This is a genomic window from Paenarthrobacter sp. NPDC092416, from assembly GCF_044755025.1.
Classification (GTDB): domain Bacteria; phylum Actinomycetota; class Actinomycetes; order Actinomycetales; family Micrococcaceae; genus Arthrobacter.
In genome coordinates this window covers 1-16,715 of sequence record NZ_JBIVQG010000012.1, presented here as the reverse complement: position 1 = coordinate 16,715, position 16,715 = coordinate 1, and the positions used below count along the sequence as shown (strand labels likewise).

General features: G+C 63.3%; 14 protein-coding genes. 3 read left to right on the top strand and 11 right to left on the bottom strand.

Annotated elements, in window-relative coordinates; all coding sequences use genetic code 11:
- Positions 1–198: 198 nt before the first annotated feature.
- Genes ACIQC5_RS18930 through ACIQC5_RS18920 form a run of 3 tightly spaced genes read right to left on the bottom strand, consistent with a single transcriptional unit; the run spans position 199 to position 2,808 of the window.
- Positions 199–681, bottom strand: coding sequence for a phage tail protein (locus ACIQC5_RS18930; protein WP_400285879.1), 483 nt, complete (start codon positions 679–681; stop codon positions 199–201).
- A gap of 1 nt (position 682) precedes the next feature.
- A complete protein-coding gene (locus tag ACIQC5_RS18925) occupies positions 683–2,083 on the bottom strand; it encodes a phage tail sheath subtilisin-like domain-containing protein (RefSeq protein WP_400285877.1) in 1,401 nt (466 codons plus the stop codon).
- Positions 2,084–2,118: 35 nt separating this feature from the next.
- Positions 2,119–2,808 carry a hypothetical protein gene (locus tag ACIQC5_RS18920; protein WP_400285874.1) on the bottom strand — a complete coding sequence of 230 codons (690 nt, stop codon included), beginning with the start codon at positions 2,806–2,808 and terminating at the stop codon, positions 2,119–2,121.
- A gap of 249 nt (positions 2,809–3,057) precedes the next feature.
- Here ACIQC5_RS18920 and ACIQC5_RS18915 point away from each other — a divergent pair, with 249 nt between their 5' ends.
- Complete coding sequence (locus ACIQC5_RS18915) at positions 3,058–3,468, top strand: hypothetical protein (RefSeq protein ID WP_400285872.1); 411 nt, start codon at positions 3,058–3,060, stop codon at positions 3,466–3,468.
- On the opposite strand, the gene ACIQC5_RS18910 is transcribed toward ACIQC5_RS18915, so the two are convergent.
- The 5 genes from ACIQC5_RS18910 to ACIQC5_RS18890 all read right to left on the bottom strand — a co-directional run bounded on the left by ACIQC5_RS18910 (position 3,450) and on the right by ACIQC5_RS18890 (position 10,252).
- The gene (locus ACIQC5_RS18910; RefSeq protein ID WP_400285869.1) at positions 3,450–5,879 is read right to left on the bottom strand and encodes an HAD-IC family P-type ATPase; all 2,430 of its coding nucleotides are present in this window, start codon (positions 5,877–5,879) and stop codon (positions 3,450–3,452) included. The genes ACIQC5_RS18915 and ACIQC5_RS18910 overlap by 19 nt on opposite strands.
- A gap of 109 nt (positions 5,880–5,988) precedes the next feature.
- Positions 5,989–7,002 carry a hydroxyacid dehydrogenase gene (locus ACIQC5_RS18905; RefSeq protein ID WP_400285867.1) on the bottom strand — a complete coding sequence of 338 codons (1,014 nt, stop codon included), beginning with the start codon at positions 7,000–7,002 and terminating at the stop codon, positions 5,989–5,991.
- Positions 6,999–7,925, bottom strand: a complete 927-nt coding sequence (locus tag ACIQC5_RS18900) for a carbohydrate ABC transporter permease (protein ID WP_400285865.1) — start codon at positions 7,923–7,925, stop codon at positions 6,999–7,001. The genes ACIQC5_RS18905 and ACIQC5_RS18900 overlap by 4 nt, the downstream gene beginning before the upstream one ends.
- The gene (locus ACIQC5_RS18895) at positions 7,922–8,854 is read right to left on the bottom strand and encodes a carbohydrate ABC transporter permease (RefSeq protein ID WP_400285863.1); all 933 of its coding nucleotides are present in this window, start codon (positions 8,852–8,854) and stop codon (positions 7,922–7,924) included. Before ACIQC5_RS18895 ends, ACIQC5_RS18900 begins: the two co-directional genes overlap by 4 nt.
- A gap of 84 nt (positions 8,855–8,938) precedes the next feature.
- Positions 8,939–10,252, bottom strand: coding sequence for an ABC transporter substrate-binding protein (locus ACIQC5_RS18890; protein ID WP_400285860.1), 1,314 nt, complete (start codon positions 10,250–10,252; stop codon positions 8,939–8,941).
- Positions 10,253–10,544: 292 nt separating this feature from the next.
- Here ACIQC5_RS18890 and ACIQC5_RS18885 point away from each other — a divergent pair, with 292 nt between their 5' ends.
- Together ACIQC5_RS18885 and ACIQC5_RS18880 are read left to right on the top strand one after the other, a co-directional pair.
- Positions 10,545–12,566, top strand: coding sequence for a PQQ-binding-like beta-propeller repeat protein (locus ACIQC5_RS18885; RefSeq protein ID WP_400285858.1), 2,022 nt, complete (start codon positions 10,545–10,547; stop codon positions 12,564–12,566).
- A gap of 128 nt (positions 12,567–12,694) precedes the next feature.
- A complete protein-coding gene (locus tag ACIQC5_RS18880; RefSeq protein WP_400285855.1) occupies positions 12,695–13,774 on the top strand; it encodes a substrate-binding domain-containing protein in 1,080 nt (359 codons plus the stop codon).
- A gap of 16 nt (positions 13,775–13,790) precedes the next feature.
- Here ACIQC5_RS18880 and ACIQC5_RS18875 read toward each other — a convergent pair whose 3' ends face one another.
- From ACIQC5_RS18875 to ACIQC5_RS18865, 3 genes are all read right to left on the bottom strand, one after another.
- A complete protein-coding gene (locus tag ACIQC5_RS18875) occupies positions 13,791–14,816 on the bottom strand; it encodes an ATP-dependent 6-phosphofructokinase (protein WP_400285853.1) in 1,026 nt (341 codons plus the stop codon).
- A gap of 35 nt (positions 14,817–14,851) precedes the next feature.
- Positions 14,852–16,339, bottom strand: a complete 1,488-nt coding sequence (locus ACIQC5_RS18870) for a glyceraldehyde-3-phosphate dehydrogenase (RefSeq protein ID WP_400285850.1) — start codon at positions 16,337–16,339, stop codon at positions 14,852–14,854.
- Positions 16,340–16,494: 155 nt separating this feature from the next.
- The coding region (locus tag ACIQC5_RS18865) for a hypothetical protein (RefSeq protein WP_400285847.1) at positions 16,495–16,715 on the bottom strand (221 nt) is incomplete at its 5' end.

Sequence of the window (16,715 nt, the reverse complement as noted above, 5' to 3'; positions counted from 1 at the left end):
CCAGGCGACGACGAGCCAGGCGACGACGCCGGCGCACCAGCGCCCGCCGGGTCAGGCACCCAATCCGGCGCGCCCAGGACCGACGCCCCGGAATGTGCACCACCATCCCGGCCCGCCGGCAGCCACTCGGCCCCGTCCAGCCAAGCAGCCACATCCCGCAGCCGCCGGGCAGCCGCGCGCCGCCAGGATGACCCCGGATCAGGCGACGGGAGCGCGGGCATCGTCGAGCTCCAAGCGGTCGTACGCGATGCTGAGGGATTCGATGGCGAGGTCCTTGCCAAGAGCGTCAAGGGGTGCGCCGAACCAGTCGCACGGCCAGGCTCCCAAGAGGTTCCAGCGCCGGACTTCCACGGATCCGGCGTCGTTGAGCATGGCGATGGAGACGTTGCGGCGCTCGACTTTGCCGTCCACTGCCTTGAATAGCCATTGGAGCATTTCGGTGGAGTCCGTGAGCCCGTATTTCAAGGTCACGGGTGTGTATTCCACCTGGCCGGGGATGACGCGCACGGTGCTGTTTTCGCCGCCGGAGCGGTAGAGGATGCGGTCGATCTTCAGGCCGAGTCCTTCCACTTTGGTGAAATGCCCCTGGACCACGCCTTGGATCACGAGTTTGAAGTTGTACGCCCTGTACGGGTCAACCACGTTGCCCGGTTGGGCTGCAGGTGTTGGCTGGGTTGTCATGTCAGGCTCCTGCGCTTTCTGTCTCGCTGGTGTTGTCCGCCGATTGCATGAGCTTGAAGATCACGAATTCTGCCGGTTTCACGGGGGCGATACCGATCAGCGTGACCACTTGCCCGGCGTCGCGGACCTCGGGCGGGTTGGTTTCTTCGTCGCATTTGACGAAGAACGCCTGTTGAGGAGTAGTCCCCAGCAGGGCGCCGTCCCGCCACACATTGGTCAGGAACGCGCCGATGTCACGGCGGATGGACTTCCACAGTGTGTGGTCGTTGGGTTCAAAGACCACCCAGCGCGTTCCATCCGCCACCGATTCCTTGATCATGTTGGTCAGCCGCCGGACGTTCACGTACCGGTATTCGCTCGCCTCGGGGGCCTTGGTCCGCGCACCCCAAATCCGGATGCCCTCGCCCGGGAAGTAGCGGATGCAGTTCACGCCGGCCGGGTTCAGGACCTCCTGCTCGCCGCGGCTCACGCGCCGGACGAGGTCGATCGCGCCTTGGATGGGTTCGTTGGCGGGCGCCTTGTGAACGCCTCGCGTCGCGTCAACGCGGGCCCACACCCCTGCAATATGGCCCGACGGCGGTTGGGTCACCTTCTTGCCGGACACGGGATCGATCACCACGATCCACGGGAAATACAGCGCCGTGTAACCGCCGGGGGACTGCGGGGCGCCGAGGTCCTGCTCTTCGTCGGCTTCCGTACTCGGGTCAGCGGAGGCCACCGCTGCGGGGCGGGTAGAGTCCGGCCAGTCGGGTGCGTCGGCGGACGCCGATGCGGAGGGCAACGACGGCGGGTTGTCGTCGGCGTCGTCCGTTTCCGCTGGTGAGTCCCCGGCTTCGCCATGGTCCCCGCCCGAGTCAGCGTCCGCCGTCGTACCGCTTTCTTCTGAAGACGCAGCACTGTCCGGAACGCCCGACGTTGCTGCCCGGGTGAGCGCCCCGACGTCGTCCACTTTCTCCAGAGTGTCCAGGATCGCCATGCGGTCCTGGCGGAGCGGATGCTCAACATGGGCCTGCAGTGCGGCGTAAGCTTCGGCGGTCGCAAAGCCGGGCGCAGCCACCATGGAGATATCGTCCACGGCCTCGAACAGCGTGAGCCCGGTAGGCTTCTTGGCCGTGCCTGTGAGACTGCCGTTGGGACCGATGTTCACCACGTAACAACGGCTCCCTCCGTTCGAGAAGAAGCCGTAAACAGCGTTTGAGAGGGGCGTTCCCGCCGTCGCGTTGCCGACGTATTGGTCCACGAACTGGGTCCAGTTATCCAGCACGCGGAGCTCGTCGACGAGGGCCTCCCCGTCCGGCGCGAGGCCGACGAAACCGGCGATGCTCGTGTTGACCTGCCCAATGGCGCGCGCGCCGCTGGGCACTTCCTGTACATAAACGCCTGGCGCCTGATAGTTCGCCATGGTGCGCTCCCTTTCCTGCCCGCGTCAGCGGGTGCTTAGGTCCACCGAATGATGACCGGGAGGCTGCTGGTGCTGGCAGAAACTTCCCGTTCAGTGCCGCGGACAGCTACGGCAAAATGCTGGAGTTCGTCCGCCGAGGCCAGGACCTCAAAGTGGCCGGTCGCATCGCTGACAACGGCCGTGGCGGACGAATGGGCGTGGATGTAGGCATCGGGGATGCCTTTGTTGTGGGCATCCACCAAGCGTCCGTGGATGCGGCGGGCAACGCCGGTCTTGGCAATGAGTGGCTCACGGACGGGAGGTCCGGAGGGTTCTTCGAAGCGAAGGGCCACGGGAATGCGGACCAGGAATCCCAGTCCTTGCCGGATGGCGCCGGAGTATTCCTCGGGCCGGAATTCGCCGGTGGATACCACGGAGTACTGGCTGTGGCGTTCCACGGCCAGCAATAAGTGCTCCATATTGTCGAGTTGCTCGGGCCCGTGGCATTCCACCGCTACCCTGAGCTCGAGGTCCAGGACCGGGCCGTCGCGCCGCGACCTTCCCACACGGTTGAGGGTGACGGAGTGAACCGTGACCGGAGCGTCGGGTGGCGGAACCCCGGCGGTGGGCGAGCCGTCGTCGAACCTGACGCGCTGGGGAGCGACGGCGTCGGAAAGTACCCCAAGAAGGTCGAACAGCGACGAACGCACATAGCCCACGGCAGAACCCCAGCTGGAGTGATCCATAAATGCAACTGGGAATAGGTTACTCCCGCGGTTGCCCGTAGTCACTGGGGTTTCAGGGGTATCTCCATTCGATTGAGTGCGTGCTATGCCGGCCGATAGGTATAGCGGTACTCCGATGGGCCGCGGAGTGAAATAGCCATGCTGTACTGCGCGCAGCTGGCGAATGCCGTGGCCAAGGCAGCGGGGGTCTCACCACGTTCCGGGCTGAATCCGTGCCGGCCTGCAGGAGGGCTCGTCTATGCTCAGTTCATGACGACGGGGGAGAGCCCTAAACGGCCTGGCGCTGTGACTTTCTCGGTGGTGCTCATGTACATCGGTGGCATCGCGCAAATCATTCTGGGGATCCTGACGATTTTCCTGCGCTACACACCGGAGGCCCAGGCCGGCGGCATTGCCCTGCCCATTACTTTGCTTGGAGCCGGCATGATCTTGTTCGGCCTGCTGGTGATCGGGCTGGCCTCCGGGGTGGCGCGGGGAAGCGAGGGCGCCCGGCGTGGTGCAACAGCTGTGATGCTGCTGGGGCTGGTTCTTGCCGTGCTGGACCTGATAATTGCTGCTGATGGAGATTGGTCCGCCGTGATCTCGCAATTCCTGGCCACGGTGGCCGTGGTGGTGCCGTTGTGGATCGGACGGGGACGCCGCTACTTCGAGACCCGGTGATGCAGGGCATCCTGGGCATCCCGGTAGGCGACGCGGCGGTGAACGAAGCGCACGATCTCGATCAGTGCGATGCAGGCCACCGAGGTTCCCAGGACCAGCAGCGCTGTGGGGAGAGTCGGATCGGTAAATTGCAGGAATTCACGGGCGATCGGCACGGAATAGACCAGGACCAGCCCCACCATCATGGCCCCGATGACCAGCCCCTTGAAACGGGTAACCGGGCGCGAGAGCACCACCAGGATCCAGATGCCGATGATCGCCAGGATCAACGTGGACCCGGTCCTGATCTCGGCTTCGGGTATCTGCAGGTTCGCGGCGAGACGTGCGTACGCGGCAAGCCCCAGCGTCACGGACACCCCGGCTGGCACAGCGAACGTGAGTGAGCGCCGAAGGAAACCCGGGATGTAGCGCTGGGCGTTGGGCAGCAAAGCCAGGAAGAACGCGGGAATGCCGATGGTCAGGCCGTCGGTCACACTCAGCTGACGGGGAAGGAAGGGAAACGGCAGCAGGAGGATGCCGAACGAGATGGCGAGGAAAGTGGCGTAGGCAGTCTTGGTGAGGAAGAGCATTGAGACGCGCTCAATGTTGGCGATCACTTGGCGTCCCTCCGCCACCACGCTGGGCAGGTGGGAGAACTTCCCGTCCAGGAGCACCAGCCGGGCTACCGCCTTGGTTGCGGCGGCGCCGGAATTCATGGCTACGCCGATGTCGGCTTCCTTGATGGCCAAGGCATCGTTCACGCCGTCTCCGGTCATGGCCACTGTGCGGCCGGCAGCTTTCAAGGCCACCACGATTCGCTTCTTCTGGTCAGGCGTCACACGGCCAAACACCATGTTGTTGTTGATGACGTCCAGGAATTCCTGGTCATTGTCCGGCAACTCGCGGGCATCAAAGCCCTGCGGGGCATTCAGGCCGACTTCGCGGGCGATCGCGGCCACCGTTTGTGGGTTGTCACCTGAAATGATCCGGACCTCCACATCCTGCGCGGCGAAGTAGGTGAGTGTCTCGGCAGCATCTGGACGGATGTTCTCCTTGAACGTCAGGAGCACCACCGGGACAGCGTCTGCCGGAACGGTTTCGTCGTCAGTGGGTGTCCCGTGGGCAAGGACCAGCGTGCGCCGGCCGGTTGTCGCCAATTCTGCAGCCTGGATGGCGAGCTGTTGAAGAACGGGATCGGTGGAATTTCGTACAGGGAACACCATTTCAGGGCCGCCCAGGATCCACATCCCGTCGTCGAAAACCACCGCGCTCCATTTGCGGGCTGAGGAGAAGGGCACGCGATCAAGCGGGAAGCCGGGCGGCTCATCGAAATGCCCCGCGAGGCTGCGGGCTGTTGCGTTGGCATCCTTCTGCGCACCGTACCAGGCGAGCACGGACTCCCACCCTGGACGGGCGGTCAAGGGATGCGCAGCATCGAAAACGATGTCGCCTTGGGTGAGGGTGCCGGTTTTGTCCAGGCAGATGATGTCTACCCGCGCCAGGCCTTCCACAGCCGGCAACTCCTGCACCAGCACTTGCTGGCGAGCCAGTTTCACCGCCCCCACAGCGAAGGTAATGCTGGTCATGAGCACCAGCCCCAGCGGGACCATGGCGACGACGGAGGCAATGGTTGCGGTGGCTGCGTCGCGCCACGCTCCACTTGCGGTGGCTCCAGCCCACCCGCCTTGGGCAATCATCTGCGCGTTCAAAACCAACAACGCCACTGGACCCACGAACCAGGTGACCCATTTCAGTACCCGGTCGATCGAGGACCGGAGTTCGGAGGCAACCAGGGAAAATCGCTTGGCTTCGGCAGCGAGCGAGTTCGCAAAGGAATCTGCACCCACCCGGTCCACCACGGCTGTGCCTTCGCCGGCAACCACTACGGAACCGGAGAGCACGCGGTCGCCCTCACTCTTTTCCACGGCATCGGATTCGCCGGTCAACATGGACTCGTCCACTTGGAGGCCCCGTGATCCGGCTACCAGCCCGTCTGCGGGCACTTGATCGCCTGCCCGCAGGACCAGCCTGTCGTCCAGCACCACATCGTCCAGGGAAATCTCAGCCTCTGAACCCTCTCGCAGCACCCGGGCATGCGGTGCGTTCAGCAGCGCCAGGCGGTCCAAAGCGCGCTTCGCCCGGTATTCCTGGACGCTGCCGATGACCGCATTCGCGATGGCGCTGAAGCCGAACAAAGCATCCTGCCAGCGGCCGATCGCGAAAAGGACGATGAAGCAGGCAAGGATGATGCCATTGAACAGGGTGAGCACGTTGGCGCGCACGATGCTCCATACGCTGCGGCTGGTGTCCTGGACGAACGCGTTGGTTTGTCCCGCGGCCACCCGCTCAGCAACGTCAGCCGTGCTCAGCCCTTGAACCGACAAGCCCTTCAGCCGGATGGCTGCCCCTGCTTGATCCTGCGCACGTTCCACTCATGCCCCCGTAGTTTGAGTCGACCCAGGGATGGTCAATCGGACGGTGGTGCGTTGGGATTGAGTATGCCAGCAGAGTCGCGTTAAGTCCCCGCCCTTCCGTGCCAGGCTAGGCAGTGAAAGCCAGGTCCTGCGGGTGGAGCTTGTGGAGGAGTGGTTCGCCGCGGGAGATCCGCAGGGCTTCCTCGATGGTGCTGACGGCCATCCGCTCGAGCTCAGTCCCCAGTGATCCGGCCAAATGCGGCGTAAGCAGCACGTTCGGATGGGTGTAGAACCCGGATTCGGCCGGGAGAAGCCACGGCGTGGTGACGTCCAGGATCGCGTAAAGATCGCCCTGTTCCACACGGGCCAGCAGCGCGTCCTGGTCCACCAGTTCGCCGCGCGAAGTGTTGATGAACGTGGCCCCGGGTTTGAAGCTGGCGACCAGCCCTTCGTGGAGCATGTTGCGGGTGGATGGGAGCGACGGCGCGTGGAGGGACACTACATCGCTGCTCGCCACGAGCTCGTCCAAGGTGACGGGTTCGACGCCGAGAACAGCAGCCTCAGCGGCGGACAGGTAAGGATCCGAGACCACTACCTGCACGTCGTAGGGCGCCAGGAGGCGGATGACGTGCCTGCCGATCCTCGAGGCTCCGATGATGCCCACGCGCTTGCCGAAGTTGCCCATGTCCGGGAACACCTGATCGGGCTCGATTTCGGTTTTCTCAGTGTGCAGCTTCCGGGCGATCTGCAGGACCCGCTTGTTGGCCAGCAGGATCATCGCCACCGTGTATTCGGCCACGGGGATGGAGTTGGCATCTGCAGCCGTGCTGATCTCTATGCCCCTTTCCCAGCATTCGTCTCCCACGTGGTGCTTGACCGTGCCGCCGGCGTGCAGGACGTGGGTCAGGCGCGGGGCCGCGGCCAAGGCGGACGCATCGAGCCGCGGGCAGCCCCACCCTGTAATGAGGATGTCCGTCTCGGCAAGTAGTTCCAGCGAGCGGGGAGACGTGAAGTCCTCCATGGGCTCCGTGCTGAGCAACCGCATCCCAGGTGCCAAGGAGTCCAGCCTGCGGGGCGGAAAGACCCGGTTTACGACGCCGGGACCCATGGCCAGCGCGACGTTCGGTTTGGCGGTGGTCATTTGACGCTCCCTGCGGTGAGGCCGGACTTCCAGAAGCGCTGCAGCAAGATGAAGGCAACCAGCAGCGGAAGGATGGAGAGCAGCGATCCCGTGATGACCATCGGCGTGAATTCAGGTTGCGGGACCGAGTAGCCCTGCCAGATGGAGATGCCCACGCTGACGGGCAGGAGTTTCTGGTCCTGGAGCATCACCAGCGGCAGCATGAAGTTGTTCCAGACACCGACGAACTGGAAGAGGGCGATGGTGATGTATCCCGGCATCATCATGGGCAAGCCCAGCGAGAAGAAGGACCTGATGGGTCCGGCGCCATCCATGCGTGCGGCTTCCAGCGTTTCAGCCGGAACATAGCTCGCGGAGTAAACCCTGGCCAGATACACGCCAAACGGGTTGCAGAGCACGGGGATGAGGACCGCCCAGATGGTGTTGGTCATGCCCACCAGGGAGGCCAGAAGGTACATTGGCAGCACCGTGGCCGTGTTCGGAATCAGGACGCCCACCAACACGAAACCGAAGAGCGAGTCCTTCCAACGGAACTGGAATTTGTCGAACGCATAGCCGGCCATGACCGAAATCAGGCTGCCGAGGACAGCCCCCACGCCGGCATACATCACGGAGTTGCCCAGCCAGCGGAAGAAGAGGCCGCCGTCCTGGTTTGCCACCGCCGCAATGTTCTCCAACAGGGAGAAGTTCCCCAACGCATAGGCGCTGGTGCCGTACAGGTCTGCCGCATTCTTGGTGGAAGCGAACACCAGCCAAAGTACCGGAACCACCATGTACGCGGAGCCAATAATGAGGAGCCCGTTGACCGTGAGTTTGCTGGCGAACCCTCCGCGGTTGGAACTGCCGCGGTTGGAACGCGTGCGGTGGGGAGCTTGCTTCGATGGAGTGCTGCTTCGCGGGCGGGAAAGTGTTGAGGTGCTCATGATTTGTTCATCCTGGAGCTGAGGCGGGTGACGGCCAGTGACAGGATTGCTGCCAGCCCGGCAATGATGATGGAGGCGGCCGCGGCCTGATTGAGGTTATGGCGGATGAAGGCCGCGTCATAGGCCCACAGGTTGGGAACCCATGTGCTGGTGACTGAAGCGGTGGCCTTGGCGATGATGGACGGCTCAGTGAACAACTGCAGGGTGCCGATGATGGTGAACAGCATGATGACACTCAGCGCCGGAAGGATGAGGGGGAACTTGATGCTCACGGCGGCACGGATCTCACCAGCACCGTCCACGCGGGCGGCTTCCAGGATCTCCCGGGGAACGGCCTGCAAAGCAGTGAACAGGATAATCACGTTGTAGCCGGTCCACTCCCACACGCCGATGTTCACGATGGACGGCAGCACCATATGCGCATCCAGGAAGTTGATCTGGATCCCGCCGCCCTGAAGAGCCTGGACCAAGGGGCTGATACCCGGGGTGTAGAGGTAGGCCCAGATGAGCGCCGCAATGACGCCCGGGACAGCGTGGGGAAGAAACACCAGAAGTTGGAAAAGCTTGCGCGCCTTGGCCACTGTTGCATCAAGCAGGAGGGCAAAGACCACCGCGCCGCCCACCATGCACGGAATGTAGATCAGGCAGTACAGCCCAAGCCGGGCGATGCCTTCCACGAACGTTTCGGACTGGAAGACCTGCACGTAGTTCTCGAGCCCGACGAACACCGTCTTGGCCTCGCCGAAACCCAGGCCGGACTTCTGCTGCGAGTGAAAGCTGAGCACCAGCGAGTAAATCACCGGAGCGATCATGGCTAGAGCGAAGACTGCGAAAAAGGGGACCAGGAACAGCGCGGCAGTCCGTCCGCCGGTTCCCGCCAGTGCGCGGCCTCGGCGGCGCACTGTGGTGGTGAGGGCCTGGGTGGCCATGGGATTCTCCTAGCTTGGAGGGGGCCTCCGTAGAGGCCCCCTGCCTATGTGGCGACTCGGGAAGGAGCTACTCGACGGCGGCGGCTACTCCGTGACGGACAGGCCGGCCTGCTTCAGGCCGGCCACGGTGGCGTCCTGGGCGGTTTCGACGGCGTCATGGATGGTGCCGCCGGTGGTCAGCTTTCCGTAGGCGTCCTTGAGGGCGGTGTTGGTGATGTCCCAGTTGGGACCCCATTGCCAGCCCGGGGTGATGGTGCCGTAGGCCTTGTTGAAGACCTCGTAGATGTCATTGCCGAAGTAGCTGGCATCGTAGGCCTTCTGTGCAACGGGAGTCAGGCCCGGGAAGGCAAGGAACGCGGAACCGGTGTTACCCCGGGCCTTAATGGCTTCCTGGTTGGTGGTGAGGAACTCGACGAACTTAGCGGCGGCAGCAGGGTTCTTGCTGCTCTTGGTCACGTTGAAGCTGGAGCCGCCATAGAACGCCCCGGACTTGTTACCCCACGTAGGCAGTTCGGCAGCGATCCACTGGCCCTTCTGGCCGCTGGCTTCCGTGCGCTTCTGGATGCCGGTGGCGCTCCAGTTCGCGCCCAGGACGCCTACCACCGTGCTGTTGGCCAGGTCCAGGCTCCATTCGTCGCTGTAAGCCTGGGTGACCTTGACGATCTTCTGGTCGATCAGTTTCTGCCAGTAGGAGGCGACCTTCTGCGTGGGCTCGTCGTTGACGCCCACCTTCCAGCTGTCGCCTTCCGTACCGAACCACTTGGCACCCGCCTGCCAGGCCAGTCCGGCGCTCGCAGCTACCTCGTTGGGGTTGAAGCTCGCGAGGTAGGACTCGGGCGCTACGGCCTTGAGCTTCTTGCCGGCCTGCTCGAATTCGTCCCACGTCTTGGGGACCTCGACGCCGGCCTTCGCCAGCATGTCCTTGCGGTACCACATGAGCATGGGGGCTGCGTCGTACGGAAGTGCGTAGGTCTTGTCACCGAACTGGACCAAGGCCTTGGTCTCGTCCGAGAGTTTGTCCACGGTTTCGGCCTTGTTGATCAGGCCATCGAGCGGAATCACCTGGCTGTTGCTGACGAACTGCGGCAACTGGGGGTACTCGATGGTGGCTACGTCCGGGCCGTTGCCTGCGGTGATGGCGGTGGACAGCTTCGCGTAGCCACCGTTTGCGCCGTTGGGGATGGTTTCGAAGCTGACCTTGATCTTGTCCTGGCTGGCGTTGAACGCTTCGGCCACTTTGTCCATTCCGGCCAGCGAGGACCAGAAGGTGATGCTGCCTGAGGGGTCCTCCGTGGGAGTGGGAGCCGCGGCCGGGCCGGTGCCGGTTCCGCAGGCTGCGAGCAGGAGAGTGCTGGCGGCCAGGCCGGCCATCCCTGCAAATAGGTGACGACGCTTCATGGTGTTCTCCTTTGAAGACTTGCGATGCGAAGGGAAGACATGTGGTTGGGGCCACACGGCGATGAATCCATGTAATCCGCAAGTTCGAACATCTTCAACGTTTCAAACAAATTCAAACATCACACCGAGTGAACGGGATAAGGTCTGGCTTGATTCTGGCCGATCCAAAGCAGCATTTTGTGTTTGAACGAACAAGAATGCTGGACGATGTTTGTTTGAGGCTGCTATGAATTCTGGACACCCCTCAACGAGCACCACCCAGAACAGCCACTACCTAAGAACAGGGATTCCAATGGAGAAATCGAACATCAGCAGGCGGGCAGTCCTCCAGGTCGGCGGAGCGGCGTCGCTCGCCGTGGCCATGGGGCTGGCAGCCGGCCAACCGGCGTCGGCGTCCGCCTTTCTTGCCTCCAAGCCAAAGGCGACGGAAATCCTGGACCTGGGCCCCGGCGTCGTACAGTTCTCCCTGATGAGCGGGCTGCTGGTGGGCGAGACGCTCTACATTGGTTCCCGGAACCTGGACCCGGTGCGCATCGTGGCCTTCCACGTCCCCAGCGGCAAAGTCAGCGGCGTGACTGAGCTTGGGAATGGTTACTCCATCCAGACCATGGCCGCCGACGCATCCGGCCGCTACCTCTATGCCGGCGTGCTGCAGAACACCACCGGCCCCCAGCCGAACCTGTTCCGCTGGGACCTGTCCAACCTGGGCACCAAGGCCACTGCGATCGGCCGGATCGGTGACCGCGACGTTCGCGACCTGAGCGTGGCACCCAACGGCCGCCTCTACGCGGTGGGCGGTGGCAGCGGCACGGCACCGGCACTGTGGGAATACGACCCCGCAACCGGGCTGGTCTCCAATCTGGGCATTCCGGACGCAGGGGCCACCTTGGCCCGCGCAGTTGCGGCAACGGACTCCACCATTTTCTTCGGCGCAGGCAGCACGCTGGGTGGCGGAGGCAGCGCCAGCCGGGCCTGCCTGTACGCGTACAACCACGCCGCCAAGACCTTCACCAATGTCACGCCGGCCGAGATGGTCGCGGACCCCAGCATCCGGGACCTCGCGATCGTTGGCGACAAGCTCTTGGTGAGCTCGGCAGCCTCGACGGCCACCTCCAAGATCGCCGCGGTGAGTGTCACCAACCCGACGTCGTATGCCGCTGCTCTCTCCCAAGGCAAAACGGCCAAGAACTTCGCTGCGATAGGGGACAAGGTCTACTTCGCGAACGAAGCCGGCCTCTTGGCGTACTCGCTTTCTGCCAACACCGTTTCAGCAGTGCCGTACCAGGGCCCGTTCCTGGGCGAAATCTGGGGCGTGGATGCGCTGAACGGCGTGCTCCTGGTGACGTCTGCTTTCGGTTTTGTCGCGGAGATCGACCCCACATCCGGGGCCACCAAGACCACGGACCTCGGCGAGGCCGGCGCGCCGTCGGACGCGCAGGAAGCCATGGGACTGGCAGCTGGCGGAGGCCTGGTTTACGTCGGCGGCAATGGCGTTATCTCCCGCCGATCACTGAAGAACGGCCAGGTCACCAACATGACCGTTCCCGGCGAAGCGAAGGACGCCATTGTGGTGGACAACGTCCTCTACACCGGCCAGTACAGCTCCCAGGGCATCTGGAGCTACGACCCCAGCAGCGGCAAGCCCATGAGCCAGGTAGCCAAGTTCTCCTCGGAACAGAACCGGCCGCTGGACGTCCACTGGGATGAGGTCAACAAGCTCGTCCTGGTCTGTGCGCAGGCGGACACCGAGGGCGGCGGTTCGCTGTGGACCTACGATCCCGCCACCGGCAAGTCCGGGTTCTTCCTCAACCCGGTGGATAAGGTGCAGTTGGTGCGTGCCGTCACAGCGCGCGACGGCGTCGCTTACCTCGGCGGCGGACGTCCCGGCTTGGAGGGGCCAGGCACGGTGGTGGCCTTCGATCCGGTCAAGGGCAAGGAACTGTGGCGGCTGGACCCCGGACTGGGTGCCGGCATTTCCGCCCTGGCAGTGCAGGGTCGGTTCCTCTACGGCATCGTCCGCACGGGCAAGCTATTCGTCATCGACCTCCCCACGCGCGCCGTGGTGCACCAGTCTGACATCAGCACGGTTTGCACCGGGTTCGCTGCCATGGTGACCAACCGTGGCGCTGTTTACGGCGTGTCGGATACCAACGTCTTCCGCTTCGATCCCAAGACGTTCGAGCTCGCCACCGTTGCGGCCGATATCGACGGCGGCTGGTACAGCGGCTCGCACATCACCAACGACGAGGATGGTTACCTGTACACCATGCGCGGGCGGAACATCGTGCGGATCGACGACCACCCGCAGGGGTAATAGCTCGCGTTGTGGGGCCTGCTTTGCGCACTCTGGCAAGTGTTTGGCGCGCAGAGCAGGCCCCGCAACGTTGGTGTAATCGGTCATTTATGCTTGTTTGAACATTGGGATTCCGGAAGAGGATTGGCATGCTCAGCGGGGAACGCCACGAAAAGATACTCCGTGAGTTGGAGCTGCGCGGGACCCTCACCGTGAACGACTTTGCCGAGAAGAGCGGCCAGTCCACCATGACCATCCGCCGGGACCTGACCCAGCTCGCTGCCCAAGGTCTTCTGCGGCGGGTGCACGGTGGCGCGGTCCGCATGGTGGTGGAGCGGCCTGGCGAGACCGTTCACTGGAGGCCCCGCCAGCCGCTCGCAACCCTGGGACTCATTGTTCCCACGGCCGGCTACTACTTCCCTGAAATCATCCGCGGGGCCGAAGCGGCTGCCAGGGCGTTGAATGCCAGGCTCATCCTTGGCGTCAGCAACTACTCCACCGAGGATGAATACAAGCAACTCCAACGCATGGTGGCCAACTCCGTGGACGGGGTGCTCCTGGCAACTGCCGAGCCCCTTGAGCCCGGCTCTCCGACCTTTGAACTCCTGTCCGGCCTGCGGATCCCTGTGGTGCTCGTGGAGCGGTCCAGCCGCGTGTTCGAATCGGTGATGTCAGATCACAGCTACGGTGCCGAACTTGCCATCGAGCACCTGGCATCCCTGGGCCACCGTCGGATCGGGCTTGCCATCGCGAGCAGTTCCACGGCGCCGTGGCTGCTTGAAAGCCACGCCCGCATGATAGCCAAGCTGGGTTTGGAAACGGACGCGCCCATCCTTGAATACGTGCGCTCCGTTGTGGGCGCCGGCAATAACCAAAAGGAGTTCGGGCAGTTCCTGGATGAGTGCCGTCGAACCGATACCCATGCCGTCTTGGTGCTCCCTGACGAAGAAGCCATCACGCTGATCAACCTTGCCGAGGAGTCCGGCGTCGAAGTCCCGCAGGACCTGGCAATCGTTGCCTACGACGACGAAGTTGCCGACCTCGCCCCTGTGCCCCTAACCTCCATCGCCCCGCCCAAACGGGACGTCGGCTACGCTGCGGTCACCATGTGCATGGAGCGGCTGGCCGGGAAGACGGGCTCTTCGGTGTCGCCTGCGTTGCGCCGCGTGAGCCTGGCCCCAAAGCTGATCATCCGTGAGTCCTCGGTGACGGGGGAAGAGGAAGCATAGGGCTTGAGTCGGTGGATCAGCCGAACAGAACCGCGGCTTCCTCATAGCGTTTTTGTGGAACAACCTTCAATTTGCCTAGCGCCGCCTGGAAGTCCACTTGTTCAATGTCCGTCCCCTTGAGTGCAACCATGCTGCCCCAGCGCCCTTCCACCACCGAGTGGACAGCGGCCATGCCCAGGCGTGTGGCAAGCACGCGGTCATAGGCTGTTGGCACTCCTCCGCGCTGGACGTGTCCCAGAATGGTCGTCCGGGTTTCTATCCCGGTCCGGGCTTCCAATTCCGGAGCCAGCTGGTCTGCAATGCCACCCATGCGGGGGCGGCCAAAAGTGTCCAGGCCCCGCTCGGAGTGTGGTGATTCCATGTGCTCCGGAACGAAGCCTTCTGCCACCACAACAAGCGGTGCCCGGCCACGTGCGTGTGCCTCCTTCACCCATTGGCCGATTCGTTCCACACTGACTTTCTGCTCCGGAATGAGGATCGCGTGGGCGCCCGCGGCCATGCCGGCGTGCAGCGCGATCCATCCGACGTGCCGTCCCATCACTTCGGCGATCATGCAGCGGTGGTGGGATTCGCCGGTGGTGCGGAGCCGGTCGATGGCCTCTGTAGCGATGTGGACGGCTGTGTCGAAGCCGAAACTATAGTCTGTTGCGTCCAAGTCGTTGTCCACAGTCTTGGGCACGCCGACAATCCTGAGCCCTGCATCAGTGAGGCGCTTGGCTGCGGCGAGGGTGCCTTCGCCGCCGATCGCGATGATCGCGTCAATGCCCAAGCGCTGCAAATGGTCCTTGATGACGTCCGGTCCGCCACCATTCTCAAAGGGGTTGGTGCGCGAGGTGCCAAGTATGGTACCGCCTTGCTTGGCGATACCCCGGACCAGGGAGCGGGGGATATCCACAACGTCACCCTGCACAACCCCACGCCAACCGTCCCGGAATCCCACGAATTCATGTCCTTGGAGAGCGATGCCTTTCAGTACCGCGCCGCGGATGACGGCATTCAACCCGGGGCAATCGCCACCACTGGTAAGGATCCCAATTTTCATGCTTCGACTCGCTTTGTTAGGACGTGGAGTGGGTGTCAGGAGCCCACGGCGGCAAGCACCGACATGGCTTCTTCCACCACATTTGCTGCCGGGAAGGACGGCCGGTTCACGCCGGCCATCTCTTCCATGACACGGACCACCTGGCAGCTGTAGCCGAACTCGTTGTCGTACCAGACGTACAGAACCAGGTTCTTGTCGTTGGAAATGGTGGCCAGGCCGTCAACGATTCCCGTGTGGCGGGAGCCCACGAAATCGGTGGACACCACCTCGGGTGAATCCATGTAATCGATCTGCTGCCGCAGGTCCGAGTGCAGTGCCATCTCGCGCAGGTAGGTGTTGACCTCATCCTTGGTTGTGCCGCGTTCCAGGTTCAGGTTCAGGATGGCCATGGAAACGTCCGGGGTGGGGACCCGAATGGAGCTACCGGTGAGCTTTCCCTGCAGTTCAGGCAAGGCTTTGGCCACTGCCTTGGCGGCGCCGGTCTCGGTGATCACCATGTTGAGCGCGGCAGAGCGGCCGCGGCGGTCACCCTTGTGGAAGTTATCGATGAGGTTCTGGTCGTTGGTGAATGAATGCACTGTTTCAACGTGGCCGTGGATCACACCGTATTTGTCGTTGATCGCCTGCAGGATCGGGGTAATGGCGTTCGTTGTGCAAGAGGCTGCCGTGACGATCCTGTCGTCATCCGAAATGTCGCCGTGGTTAATGCCATGCACGATGTTCTTCAGGTCTCCCTTGCCCGGAGCGGTCAGCAGGACCCGGGCCACGCCGTTGCTGCGGAGGTGCTGGGACAAGCCCTCTGCGTCCCGCCAGCGGCCGGTGTTGTCCACCACCAAGGCATTGTTGATGCCGTACGCGGTGTAGTCGATGCTGGCCGGGTTATCGGAGTAGATGACCTGGATCCGAACGCCGTTCGCGGTGATGGTGGTGGCCTCAGCGTCCACTTTGATGGACCCTTCGAAGGATCCATGGACTGAGTCGCGGCGCAACAGGCTGGCTCGCTTGGTGAGGTCGTTATCCGCGCCCTTGCGGACCACAATTGCGCGAAGTCGCAGCCCGTGGCCACCGCCGGCTTGTTCCACCAGGATGCGGGTCAGCAGGCGGCCGATCCGGCCAAAGCCATAAAGTACGACGTCGGTGCTGCCGCCGGCTCCGCTCCCGCGCATGCCTACCACTGAGGCCAGCTCCAGCCGGAGGAAGTTCTCCAGGCTGGCACCGTTGCCCTTTTCCTTGAACTTCTGATTAAGCCGGGCGATGTCGATTGCCGCTGAGCCGAGTTCCAGCTGGGCCAATGCGTTCAGCAGGGGAGCCGTCTCGTCCAGCAGCAACTCTTCCTTGCTGATCCGGCGGGCGAAGCGGTGTGCCTTGAGGATGCTCATGGTGGACTTGTTGACCAGGCTGCGTCCGTGGATGCTGGTCACCACGTTGTTTTCGCGATAGAGCCGGCCTATCACCGGAATCATGGCTTCGGCGAGGGCCTCCCGGCCCATCCACGCAGCAAGGCATGTATCTGAGGTTTGCATTGGACTGCCTTTCCAGAAGAGGGACGGGGTGGCTTGAGGCTTCCGGATGATCCAGGGGCCACATATCCATCGTCCTTCCATGGAGAAAAACCGGAAACGCTAATTCGGGATGGTTTAAACCATTCCTTTGGGTGGGCGGCGTTGTGGGGTGGGGGTTAGGTGGTCATGGTGGCGAACATGAGGGCCATGATGGTGGCGCCTGCGGCTTCGAGTCCGTGGTTGGTGCGGGTGGCGTGCCGGGTGGTGCGGGTGTGGTGGTGGGTTTTTTGGTGGGTGGTGGGTTGGCGGCGCAGGAGCAGGATGAGGAAGACGGTGGCGGCGGTTCCGAAGAGCATGGTGAGGGTGATGGCCAGGGCGGGGGTGTGCTGGAAGGCTG